Raw genomic sequence first — 12,233 nt, forward strand, 5'->3', positions numbered from 1 at the left:
GTAACGTATAGCCGCCGATTTCACCTGCGACTCATCGGAGTCAGGGCTTGGCTCGCACTCGTTTTTCCACGAATTTGTCGCCACCCCAGGTGTCGGCGGGCATTTCCTTACCCGCCCGGTCGAACACTTTTTTGAAGCCCGAAAAAAGTAGCGTATCACCACGCAGTTCCCAGGTTTGCTGATCAGCATACCCCACCCAGGTTGTGTCGTCGTAGTAACGAAAGGTTTCTTTGTATTGATTGCCCTCCAGGGCGTATGTACCTGCCCCCGCGCCGTGAAAACTGCCGTCAGGATTGTAATGGATGAAGCTGAAAAAGCCATCGTGAAAAATCTTAAGCTGCTGTGGCCGAATGGGTTTTTCCAGCTTACCATCTACTCGATTTTCGACCAATTCCCAGGCCCCCTCAATCGATGACTGGTTTTGCCGATCTGCTTCCAATTCAGAAGGCTTGTCGGCTTTCTGACAGGCAGTTACCAAAAATACTATACCTAATACAGCGATGGTTTTCACGAGATGTGTAGGTTGTTTTAGTCACAAACCTATACACAAGTGATGGGGAGGGATTGTAAAAATGCGACATTCTACAACCCATCTACTTTTTAAGCTTTTTGAAATCGTCCAGCGTACCTCGAATGGTTGAAGCAAACTTACTGTGTTGGAGCATTGGGTCGTTTCGGCGATCGATTAGTTTGCAACGGAACGTAACTTCATAAGGGGTGTCTTTCTTATCAAACAGCATTTTGGGCAGTACGCTCAAGGTTTTACCGGGGCGGGCCGTTACCGGAAAAATGACCGGAGTCGTCGCCTGTGCTTTAATCAGAATGGGCTCCGGTTGGTCGCCCTCCGCTATCTGTTTGCCGTTTATGGTAACCGTATAATGCGCATCGGTGATGTTCATGGGAAACCTGTTCTTATTGGTTACGGCTACCTTAGCGGCTACATCTGTTCGCTTTAAACCCAGTGTTCCAAAATCAATGTCCTCGATCTTGATCTTCGGAATGAAAAAAGTGGGTAGTCGCCGTTCGAGGGTGGTGGTAAACGTTTTCTCGCCCAGAATGGGTATATCGAGCGCAAACGACGATTTTACTTTGTAGGTCGTACTGTCAATACCCTTTTGTTCAAGGGTTTTTAGAACACTGGTGGCCGTTTTTACCATCAGCTTCACTGGTAGTTTTATTAGGGTACTATCGCCCGCCTTAAGATCAATAGGCTTTTTGTACGCGTCTTCGACAACGGGGGTATTGGCAATGAAAACGGTGTAGTCTAGTTGATGCGCTTTAAAACCGACCGGCAACGGATTATCGATCAGCATATACATAGTTAAGTCCACGGCATCGTCGCTGATATTGGTGATGTCGAACCGGGTTAGTTCGAGCCGGGGCTTGAGTGTGTTATCATAGGCCCCTTTTTCGGAGGCTGCTTCATGTCGTAAACGAGTGTACCATATATAACCACCAGCCACCAGAAGCAGCACAACTACCAACGCAATTATCCATCCCTTTTTCATAACGTGTCGCCTTATCAAACGTAAGTCTATCAACCGTTATGCAGGAGTTGTGTTTCCTAAAAGTGGCAAAAGAGGCTGACTTTGTGTTAATTAGTTAGCCTTGGGTTAAGGTTAATACAGTAATTCCATTGAGTATGACGTCGACTCGGCGGTATGTAGGGTTCAATGTCCCATCTTTAATACCATCTTGCTTCGCCAGTGTTTCGCCTTTTCCTACTGTTTTGACCGTTGCTTTCAAGTTGCTGCCACAAATGTCGATGAGCTTCTGTTTGACGTTGGCTGCCCGATTTTCGGACAGGATTTTGTTGTAGGTTTCATCGCCTGAGCGATCGGTATGACCAATGATCTCAACGATCGAACCGGGCTGCATTAGTAGAGCTAATTCATTGGCGGCCATCCTCCGGATTAAGTTGGCTGCTCCTACGGTTAGCAGCGCACTATCGTGTTTGAAATGGGCTTTTTCATCACCCCAGTACAATTTGCCAAATTTCGTTTGTTCGTTCCCATACTGAATGACTTCTTTAGGGCTTGGTAGCGTGCCTTTTTTCCAGATGCTGCCAATACCTACTGAAGCAGTCATTTCGAACTCAACTTTTCCTTCAAATTCTTTATTCGGTTCGGGTTCTATACCCCCTATACTCCCTCCCAGGCTGTAGATATCAAATTTCAGGGGAGGCAATTTCGCATCGCTATCGATTTCCATTGTACCTACTGTGCCTGATAGCCCGGCGCTGTTGGCACCCACTCCGGCATCGGCTTTACCGAGGGTATAACTGCCAATAAAATCGCCTGGCTTCCAGAGTATATCACTTTGGGCTACGCCACTGAACGATTGCCCAAAGTTGAGACCTTCGACCAGCCCACCGCCCAATTCGAGTAAGCTGATGCCTAGTGTTGCGTCGTCTTTTATTCCCTTTGCCTGCCATTGCGGGCAACTAATGGTTATCTCTCCTCGATAGTAGCCGCCTTTTATCCAGAAACCGGCTCCTAGACCCGTAAATTTGATGTCGATTTTATACTCGAACAGTTGCGTATTGGGCGAGGTGATGGAATCACCGCTTGTATCGCCATACACATAATCCAGTACCGAGCTGTTCTTTTTGTAGTCGACTTTGATGAACCGATAGAACCAGCTGGCGTTGGTCAGCGTCCACCCATCTTTGGCATCTGTAATCGTTTTTTTGTTTAGGTAATAGCGTATGTAGAAAGAGGCCAGGAGACGATCGGACTCATGAAGATTTTCGTCGATAAGTTGGTACGTTGCATTGTGCAGGTCCTTAAAGGCTTGCAGATCGCCTTTGATTCGTTTGGTTAGCTGGATGTTGAGGTTCGTTTTTCGACGATCTGCAAACAAAGGTTTGGCATAGTCAGGATTATTCAGAATAGCTCTGTAACCTTTAAAGTCGTAAAAGAACGAACGAATGTTCTGCTCCTGAATAGATAGCAGAGGATACCATTGGTGGCTTTTCAGCAAGTCTTTTTCTGGAAACTGCTCCAGATGTCGTTCCATCCATAGGGGGGCCGTCCCTACTCGTTTCATTGGAATCCTGCCGGAACCGTTGATAATGAGTTGGACCGATGAGTTGCTGATGGCGAGTAGCTGCGGTTTAAGTTTTAATAGCGCATCATTCCCACGAATATAGATCAGGTTAACGGGCCGATTCCAGTCGGTAATCTCGGCATAGAAGCGATAGTACTGCTTAGATTGGTAATAATTAACTTTTTGCCGGTTCCAGACAATCGATAAAAATCCTTCAATCCATCGGCCAGCCTGATTAAGGGTCAGTACGAAACCCAGGGTTTGTTGCGATGGATCGACCGTATTGATGTATTCAAATTTGCCGGTCAGGTTATAGGTAGGATTATCGGAAAGTGGCTTCGCTTTTATATTTTCGCCTATTGATCGGGTTGGTTCCCCGCCCTGCTGAATAGCCGACGGCTTTCGTTTTTCCAGGTAAGCGGTAATGGTTCCTTTAGTTACCGATACCAGTAAGTTTTTTGCCTGCTTGTACTTATCCTGACGACGGCTTTCATCCATAAGGAGTGGGTCATAGGCAAACACGTCGACGACTTTATCAAAAGCGGCTCCGTTGTCCAGGCTAGTGATAGCTTCGTAGATCTGACCTGAATTGGTAAGGTTTAGTCCTTCAATAAGCAATGGAATGAGGTTGTCCACATATATGTTCCTCACTATTGCCAGCATAGGCTTAACGTCTGATCGGTTATTAAAAGGCGTAAAATCAGGCTTTCTTGAGAGATTCGACAGGATGTTCGAACCAATCTCGACCAACTTCATATATTGATAATCGATCCGCTGGGTCAGTGCTGTAACTTTCTGAATTAAGCTGGACGAGTAATTGAATTTTGTTCGATTGGCCGATTTACCCAGAAACGGAAGTACGATCTGGTAATAAATATTCTTCCACTCGTTTTTGAGCTTTTCAGGATCGGTATCGGAAAGTTTTCGGCCATTCAGGTCGGGGTGCAGGTCGAAGAAAATGAAATTTGTTAACGAACTGGCATCCTTATTCGTTTTTGACTTTTGCAACAGAATGGGTTTGTACCTGTCGAATTTGGCAATATCGGACTGATCGAACTCCAGGTCAACGTTGGCTGCCGGGCCGTTCTGTTGAGGTCGATCAGAAAGGGTAACTATTTCGCGAAAAAGAAAGTCTCGTTCCATTGTCGCTGTCGTTATGGAGGTTATTGATACATTGCCATTGCGCTACATCGATGGCAATGATAAAAGAGAGATGACCATAAAAAGCTAGAGAGCCTTGTTGAAGCTTCGAGCGTATGTCAAGACATCGTCTGTATTTTTTATGCCGTTTTCGAGCGGCCATTTTCCTTTACGAGAAATACCCGCCTGGATTTCGGCACGATTGGTAGTGCAGAACGCTTTAAACGACTCCCAACGGGTTGGGACAAAATTTTTCTTCTTCATCACCTCCACGATGCATTGAACGCCATACGGAAGCCAGTGCATGAGTTTGGTAAGTGCCAGATAGACCTCACCACTGGCCGGAATTCCCAGCAGGGCAGCGTACCTAGCCGCACTTTTACCCCGATGGTTGACCAATTGAATACCCGCCTGAATAGAGTAATCGCTATCAGTGCTTAGGCGTTGGTGGTCAACGCCTAAGGTTTTGGATTCGTCGGGATGTAGTTGGAAATAGCCGCGTTCGTTGAGGCTGGTGTGACTTTGGATACTCCCGTCCGATTCTTTTTTTATCCAGCCCAGCAAGAAATCGAGCGGCCAGTTGCCCCGGTATTTTTCCAAGGCGGGCACCAGCACCCGAAAACGATCAGGCAGGGAAGCTGAACCAGTAGTTGCTGAGGTTGATGAGGATGGACCAGGGTTCGTAGGAATACTCGTCGCAATGCCCAGCGAAGTTTTCAATAGTGCCCAGGTTTTGGGACCTAATATACCGTCGTTTATAAGGCCATGAATCCGTTGCCAGATCGCCAGTGCATTGGCAAAAGCGTCTTCGCCCAGGCTAACATTCGATTGGCCGGAATATGGTAACAGTAGATCGTTGATCTGATCGACGTACTTGTCCCAGCCCAGTTGTTGACCGTAATACCGATTGGTTTTGACTCGCCTGGAGAGCGATGAACTTATTGAAGTAGTAGGAGCAGGCTGTACGGGTTGGGTGTTGCTGGTTGTCTGCGTGTTTGGAAAGGTACTGATCGGCCCCGACCCTGTTGGTAGTGCATGTGCCCAGATGCGAAATTGCCCGCCTTTAGGTACCCACCACTTTTTTGTCGAATAGGTGGCGTTTTTCGTGTGAGAACCAGCCTGGCTCAATAGGGGGTTTGTCACCTGCCCCGATGCATTGCGGAGCGCTTTATGGCTATCCGTTTCGGGTACAACAGCTGCAATATGGCCCGCAATGCCTGGTCGTTTTATGCTGACAAACACCACATTGCCCTGATTGGCTGTATGCTGAACAGCGGTATAATCACTACCAGAGGGGGTGATCTCCTGCCAGCCAAACATAGCTCCATAGTTGCCAAACCACTCATACAATGAGTTGGCATCCAGTTCGGTCAGGTAGTTGGTATCTTTCTGCGACGACGCTTCCGTGGGCGACGATGGTAGTTTCCGCCAGAAAAAATGCGGTAGGTAAACACCCGCCAGATAGGCATAATCGTTTGCAAAAATATTACACCAGGTAGCGGGCTTACCTTTGTAGTTCAGGCCCAGATACCGTTTGTGATTCGTATTGCCTACATCCAGCCAATCGACAAGCTGTGTCAGGAAAGCCGAAGCCGGGGTTGAGCTGCTACGCGTAGGCATACCATTTTCATTCAGTCGAAACGATCGACCGCTCCCCAAATCCCGGCGCACAGAATTGGGCTTGGGGTTCCGTACATGTACTTCATAAGGTGTAGAGGGATTCAGAAAAACTTCATCATCTGCCTGCCGGAACCTCGACCCGATCATGGGCAACGACAACGCCCCAACCTCCCTGACTAATAGATTCCGCTCCATAGCCCGTTCTTAATACGACTGTACCATAGCGTTGGCCCGTTCGGGAACCGTACTGTAGGCATTGCGATAGCCTTCTACAAGCCCTTCCACATCGTTGAGCCAGATGTCTAAGGTTGAGCCGGTGGCAATGGTCGTCAGTTGCGTCAGATCGGACGTTTCGATGTCAGTTAAAAGCCGATAGCCATACGAAGCGCAATTGTCGTATACGATGAATCGGTTGCTTTCGTTGAGGGTAATGGGTCGTTTAGCAATCAGTATATCATAAGCGGCCGGGATAAACTCTTCGGGTTTGTCGTATTGTGAGGGAATACCGATTTCGGCTTTCAGCAGGTTGACCAGGCAGATGGTGGCATGGACGGTAGCAAGCCCAATAAACGTATTGATCTGGTTCCGACCATACTGGAAAGGCTCAAACTGTTGCTTCAGTACATTCATCGTATCCCGGATGGACGTCTGCGTGGCTACCGATGAACGGGGCAGAATGTTGCCCGTCTGGGCCTGGATGGCCTGCGCCAGTTGCTTGGTTTTATAGTACTCCAGCATATAGTCGATCAGTTTATTGAAGGCCTGCATAAAGCCCTTATTCTGCTCGCTTTCAATGCCTAAGTTGTTTTCGATGGTTACACCCAATACCCGCTGGTAAGTACAGACCCGGTCGCGGAGGTTCGAGCTAATCCCCAACCGATGCAGCGTACAGATCATATCCATCAGGTTGGAATACGAAATAGCAATGCCTTTGTCATCGAATCGGCTACCCGATATGGTGTATTTGCCGCGATAATTGTAATCGTCCATCAGCGCGCCTAGGATTTTAAAGATGCCCATGCGCTCGTAGTAGTACAGCCAGAGCAAAGCACCCACCGTCAGGCCATTGGTGAAGTAGGAAAAGTCGAGGGTAGGGGGGAGCTGGTCGGCTGGGATGGACGTGACACGCTCATACAGGAACACAGGTTTTACGAAATAGTCGGTCGGACCAGGGTCGTAGCAACCTTCGTAACGGGCACGTTTCAGGGCAATTTCGGCTTCCTGAACGGCATCTTCCTTACGCTTTAGTTCCTGCTCGGCAATTTCGCGGGCCCGGCTATTGGCTTTGTTGCTGCTGCTGATCGATACCAGATTCGCTTCGGCCATCTGCAAATCGAGCCGGGCGTTCCCGACGGCATCCTGCTTTTCGATGAAGTTTCGTTCTGCGTCGGTAATCGCTCTGGTTTTGCTGAAATCGTTGGCTTCGCGCAGGGCGTCTTTGTAAATGACCGAGCCATTACAGGCGCTGATTGTGAGGCAGTAGTTTTTGTTAAGAAAAGTTGGTAAAGGTGAACTGTACTGACTGGCGTATTCCGTTAACACACGGTTCAGCAGTTCGTTATATTGACTTCGGATTGCCCAGGTCTGTATGTCTTCCCAGAAAAAGGTGTTTCTGGGCTCTTGAAATAACTTCGCCATTGTGGTGAATTGTTAAAGTTTACAAGTCTATTTTTTCGCTAATCCCTTCAGCCAGTTGTCCATCAGCGCATCGATGTTCGTTTGTTTGATGGTCCGCTTGTCGCGCAGGAGACGAAAGACGGCCAGTTGCACCCCAATGGGTTGATTTCGAAAGGTGTCGGTTTGTACCCCCTCAATCGTTGCCATCGCTTTCAGTCCCTGCGGAGTTAATGTGCCCAGCGCAAAGAGCGATGTTAACGGCCTGCTTCCAAGTTTTTTGAACTTCGTTTGCAAAACGGCCCGACTAATTGTTGGCAGACACTGCCGGGCTTCGTTGATGAGTTGGCGGGTGGTTTCGTCCAGGGATTTTAACGGATAAAATTCCAGCCATTCGGCTTCCCAGTCATCCCAGTCGCCTTTGCCCCACAGTTGCCGACACCACTCTACCGACGTCAGAAAACGCAGGTATGAAGGCGGATGCGGTTGTAACGTCGAGATTGAAAACATCATAGAGGCAGGCAGAATCAAAACATCCCGAACGCTCGATGTTTGCGCCATGCCCGACAGGCAAAACGCCCAGAAATCCGGTAGCAACTCCTTCGACCAGTTGGCAAACAGGCTTCTCATTACAGGCGTAGCGCCAGCTTTTTTCAGGGATTCGTAAAATACCTGCTGCCAGAGCGCAACCATATTCAGCTTGGATAATGCCTGATGGCCCACTTCGTGAAAAATAGAAATCAGGTTATATTTCTCGCTGATTCGGCTGTAGGGTATGGCAATGAACGGGATCGGATTCGGGGCGTTTCGGGTGATACTTACCCCTTCGCGGACGGTAAAAGCCCCAAAACCCCGGTCGCAGCAAACCAATGGCGGTACCATGACGTCAGCCAGATTACCGCGTTGAAGCGCATGGGCCGCAATGGCATCGCAGCCTTTCAGCAAGGGGCCAATATCAGGACTAAGGCGCTGGGTCAGAATATCCATGAACGTGTCGTAGAACGTGTAGGCGCTAGCCAGGTCCATTTCCAGTTCACCCAGTCGATTGATGAGCGTTTGCCGGATAATTGGGTCGTTGCGTTCCGAAAAGTATTTGTCGGTGTAGATGCGCAACTGCTGCCTGATTTTGTTGGAAACTGTTGCCAACTGCGATTCCAGCGCTTCCCATTGCTCGGCCGAAATATCCTGTTCGGGAGGGAGCGACAGCATTTTTCGCAGCCCCGTTAGCAACTGGGCTCGGTTTCGGATCGAGTCTATTTTCAATAATAGCTCCGAATTGCCAGGGCTGATAGTTTTTTGCAGGGTTTCCACAAGGCTGTTGTGCAAGAAAGGTGAGTACGTTTGCTTACAGGCGTTTATAGGTGATCGTTACGATCTTGTATAACCCGTTTTGCTCGTCACGCACTTTACGGTCTACTCGTCGGTATCTGGAATTGGGTGAGCCAAGACGTACAGTATGATGGGCTTTTTTGAAAGCGCTGCGGGCCAGTTGATTCATCTGTGCTTTAGCCTGTGGGAAATTTTGACTAAAGTTGGAACGACTGATTCCGTCGGCAAAATTGCTGTAGGCTTGCTTTGCCAGCGCGACGGTATCACGGGCTGCCTGTCGGGCTGCAGAAGGCGAAGCGAGTTCCTGATTGCTCAATACTGTTCCCAGAATAGCCCCGGCACCTGGTACAACGGCATTAAGTGCCTGTGGACCAAACTTCATGGCCAGGCTTTTGAGCAGCCCTCGTGGATCTTTAGTGATTTGCTGGATCGCCGTCGTCAGGGTACTGCCACCCGGTATGGCTTTTAGTATCCCTTTTGCCAGAGGAGCCAGTTTTTTGCCCCATTTCTTGATAGCTCCCCAGAAATAATCTTTTTCGATTTCGTGCATTACCTCGTTGAAATCGTTCTCAAACTCAAACTCGTTCTCGTAATTATTGGAGAAGATTTCGTAGAGCCGGGCTTCATAACGACCATCGGGCGTACTATCGAATTCGTTGTCAGCTTCAAATTCATCATCCGTTTCAAACTCGGACAGGTAATCGGCTTCATTCTGCACGTCGTAGTTACCTTCGCTGTCAAACTCGTTATCGGTTTCCCAACTGCCTTCGTTGTCGAATTCATTGTCGACCAGCTCAAATTCGTTGTAGCTGTCAGGAGATTCGTTATCCAGTTCGAACTCCTGCTCAAATTCACTCAGATAGTCGTTTTGATACGCCTTCATGATTATACCTGTTAAATTTTACATCCGAAATGGGCCGTATAGGTGAATGTTCAGATGCTCTGCTTCGGGAAAAGTGCGCGCATCCAAAGGGGTGTAGTTAAGGCACCAAAGGTCGGCTAAAGGGAAAGTGGGGTAAATACCAAGATGTTGGTATATCGGCGCGTAGAACTACGTGAAAACAGCTTCTTCTTTACATAATCTTGTTAGCCTGGGCGTATCGGGCTAGCTCAATGTTGGTATGAATGGAGAGCTTTCGGTAGATATTTTTTCGGTGCGTTTCGACGGTTCGCGTACTGAGAAACAACTTATCGGCAATGGTTTTTGTCGTATAACCATTCACAATCAATTGAATCACCTCGGTTTCGCGGTCAGTCAAGTCCTGGGTAACTTTTTCGATAGCTGGTTTTCTAAGTTGCTGGACTAAGGATGGTGGTAAATAAAGATGGCCAGCCCCAACCGCCCGGATGGCAGCAAACAACTCATTACGACTGGCTTGTTTGGGGCAATACCCCATCGCCCCGGCCTCGATGGTCAGATTGACCGATTGAGGATTTGTAAGGACTGTAAGAGCCAGTACGTTGGTAGCCGGATAAAGGGCGCGAATGGTACGCGTCAACTCGAGTCCCGACATGTCAGGCAAGTCTATATCCAGCAGAAGCACATCAACGTCGTGCTGTAGCAAAAAAGGAATAACCTCTCTTCCGGTGTGCAATACGCCAACTACGGTATGGTCGGTCGAAAACTCGATCAGAAACCGGACACCGTCGGCAAACAGGCAATGGCTATCAACAATCAGTAGTTTTTGCATTGTATCAAAGGGGGTTGGATAAACACAATGACTCAATCCGAAAACAATAGGGGTGGCTGTAAGCGCAATCGATCTGGCGGTAGGAAAGCCTAAATTAGGTATGTGTTTTTCTGGATAGTCATCGGTTTTTAGTGTACGGTTACGTTACTTATTTAGCTGTCGTAATTGCCCCTTTATCTGTCGTTATGCCCCTCCCGTTATGGCTGATACAGGTCGTACCTTTGCCTTGTTATTCATCAAAATCAGTAAACAACATGCAGAAAATCACCACATTCCTGACGTTTAACGACCAGGCTGAGGAAGCCGTCCGGTTGTACACCTCGCTCTTTAAAAACTCAAAAATCGCCAGCGTTTCGCATTACGGCGAAGGGGCTCCCGCCCCGGCTGGAAGTGTGATGTCGGTTACATTTCAATTGGATGGACAGGAGTTTTCAGCCCTGAATGGCGGCTCCTATTTCAAATTTGCTGAAGGTATTTCGCTCTTTGTCAATTGCGAAACACAGGAGGAAGTCGACCTGTATTGGGAGAAGCTCTCGGAGGGTGGAGAGAAAGGGCCCTGCGGCTGGCTGAAGGATAAATTTGGGGTGTCGTGGCAGATTGTTCCATCAAAACTAGGCCATCTATTGGGCGATAAAGACCCGGAGAAAGCGAAGCGGGTCATGCAGGCTATGTTGAAAATGAACAAGCTAGACATCGCTACGCTGGAGCAGGCTTATGCAGGGGAATAATCAATAGCCGTAGTAAACCGCCAGGATGCAATAGACGCGAGGACTGTTAACGATCTCATGTCTATTGCATCCTGGCGGTTTATGTAAAACCAGATCATGGGTGCCACTAAACTTTTTTATGTCGGGGCGGTCTTACTGAAAAGTAAATTCAATAAATCGCCATGCGTACGCTTCTGTTTGGCATTCTCTTGTTAGCAACAGCCTGTCGTCGTCCATCGACGCAGTTTGCTGCCATGCTCACGCCCGTCCGGCCACCCGCCGATTACAGTCCGTATCTTAAAGCGGGCGATGAACTCGTGGCGTTGGGTAATGATCCGACCTGGTCATTGACCGTCAATCCATCGAAGGGGACGCTTTTTTTTAAATCGGGGAAAGATAGTCTGACAACGTCGGTTCCCGAACGGCAGACGGATTCAGATGGGGTCCTTCGGTATAATGCGCCTGTAGGGGATGGTAGTTTAAATATTGTTTTTCGACCCGACAGTTGTGTGGATGCCAAAACGGGGCAACCGTACGACTACCGGGTTCAGATCGATAGACATGGGAAGCATTATGTAGGTTGTGGAGTGTCGCTTCAGAAAATGACCCTGTTACAGGATATCTGGGTGTTAACTGAATTGCAGGGGAAAACCATCGCAGCGGATGCCTCACGACAGGAAGTGCCTCGGCTGGAAATCTCCCTAACGGATGGCCGTGTAACGGGCACAACGGGCTGTAATCGACTGAGTGGTCCCGTGAAAGCCGATACCCGTCAGATCGTGTTTGGCCCACTCATAACTACTAAAATGGCCTGTATGGGGGCCGCCGGAGACCTGGAAGGGCCATTTTTAAATGCGCTGAATGCGCCACTGATGTATCAGATTGGATCGGGCCGGCTGACGCTGTTGCAAAATGGGGCAGCACTTATGGTCTTTAAAAAAGTAGATTAGTGTCAATTTGACCTTTATTATCAGCGAGTGCCTACTCCATTGGCATTCGCTTTTTTGTTATTTTTGTTGCCTGCTTAAAAGTCAATCAAATCTTTAAAAGTTTCATTTTAGGCCAACTTGCCTGAGTTTCCAAT

At 48.4% G+C, this 12,233-nt stretch carries 10 protein-coding genes; 2 read left to right on the forward strand and 8 right to left on the reverse strand.

Annotated elements, in window-relative coordinates; translation table 11 throughout:
- Positions 1–40: 40 nt before the first annotated feature.
- The 8 genes from B5M13_RS05710 to B5M13_RS05745 form a co-directional block, all read right to left on the reverse strand.
- A complete protein-coding gene (locus B5M13_RS05710) occupies positions 41–511 on the reverse strand; it encodes a hypothetical protein (RefSeq protein WP_080054764.1) in 471 nt (156 codons plus the stop codon).
- Between the two features lie 82 nt (positions 512–593).
- Positions 594–1,508, reverse strand: a complete 915-nt coding sequence (locus B5M13_RS05715) for an LEA type 2 family protein (RefSeq protein ID WP_080054765.1) — start codon at positions 1,506–1,508, stop codon at positions 594–596.
- Positions 1,509–1,602: 94 nt separating this feature from the next.
- On the reverse strand, positions 1,603–4,191 hold the full coding sequence (locus B5M13_RS05720; RefSeq protein ID WP_080054766.1) for an OmpA family protein: 2,589 nt from the start codon (positions 4,189–4,191) through the stop codon (positions 1,603–1,605).
- Positions 4,192–4,275: 84 nt separating this feature from the next.
- Positions 4,276–6,003 carry a peptidoglycan-binding domain-containing protein gene (locus B5M13_RS05725; RefSeq protein WP_155297192.1) on the reverse strand — a complete coding sequence of 576 codons (1,728 nt, stop codon included), beginning with the start codon at positions 6,001–6,003 and terminating at the stop codon, positions 4,276–4,278.
- Positions 6,004–6,012: 9 nt separating this feature from the next.
- A complete protein-coding gene (locus B5M13_RS05730) occupies positions 6,013–7,446 on the reverse strand; it encodes a hypothetical protein (protein ID WP_080054768.1) in 1,434 nt (477 codons plus the stop codon).
- Positions 7,447–7,473: 27 nt separating this feature from the next.
- Entirely contained in the window at positions 7,474–8,733 is a 1,260-nt protein-coding gene (locus tag B5M13_RS05735) for a hypothetical protein (RefSeq protein ID WP_080054769.1), read from the reverse strand.
- A 34-nt stretch (positions 8,734–8,767) separates the two neighbouring features.
- Positions 8,768–9,634: a hypothetical protein gene (locus B5M13_RS05740; protein WP_080054770.1), complete on the reverse strand. Its 867-nt coding sequence runs from the start codon at positions 9,632–9,634 to the stop codon at positions 8,768–8,770.
- A gap of 190 nt (positions 9,635–9,824) precedes the next feature.
- On the reverse strand, positions 9,825–10,442 hold the full coding sequence (locus tag B5M13_RS05745; protein ID WP_080054771.1) for a response regulator: 618 nt from the start codon (positions 10,440–10,442) through the stop codon (positions 9,825–9,827).
- A 254-nt stretch (positions 10,443–10,696) separates the two neighbouring features.
- Between B5M13_RS05745 and B5M13_RS05750 the strand changes: the two genes are divergently transcribed.
- On the forward strand, positions 10,697–11,170 hold the full coding sequence (locus B5M13_RS05750) for a VOC family protein (RefSeq protein ID WP_080054772.1): 474 nt from the start codon (positions 10,697–10,699) through the stop codon (positions 11,168–11,170).
- Between the two features lie 161 nt (positions 11,171–11,331).
- Positions 11,332–12,099 (forward strand): META domain-containing protein, encoded by a 768-nt coding sequence (locus B5M13_RS05755; protein WP_080054773.1) that lies wholly within the window; start codon positions 11,332–11,334, stop codon positions 12,097–12,099.
- Positions 12,100–12,233: the final 134 nt, after the last annotated feature.

It is taken from the genome of Spirosoma aerolatum, from assembly GCF_002056795.1.
GTDB classification, from domain to species: Bacteria; Bacteroidota; Bacteroidia; order Cytophagales; family Spirosomataceae; genus Spirosoma; species Spirosoma aerolatum.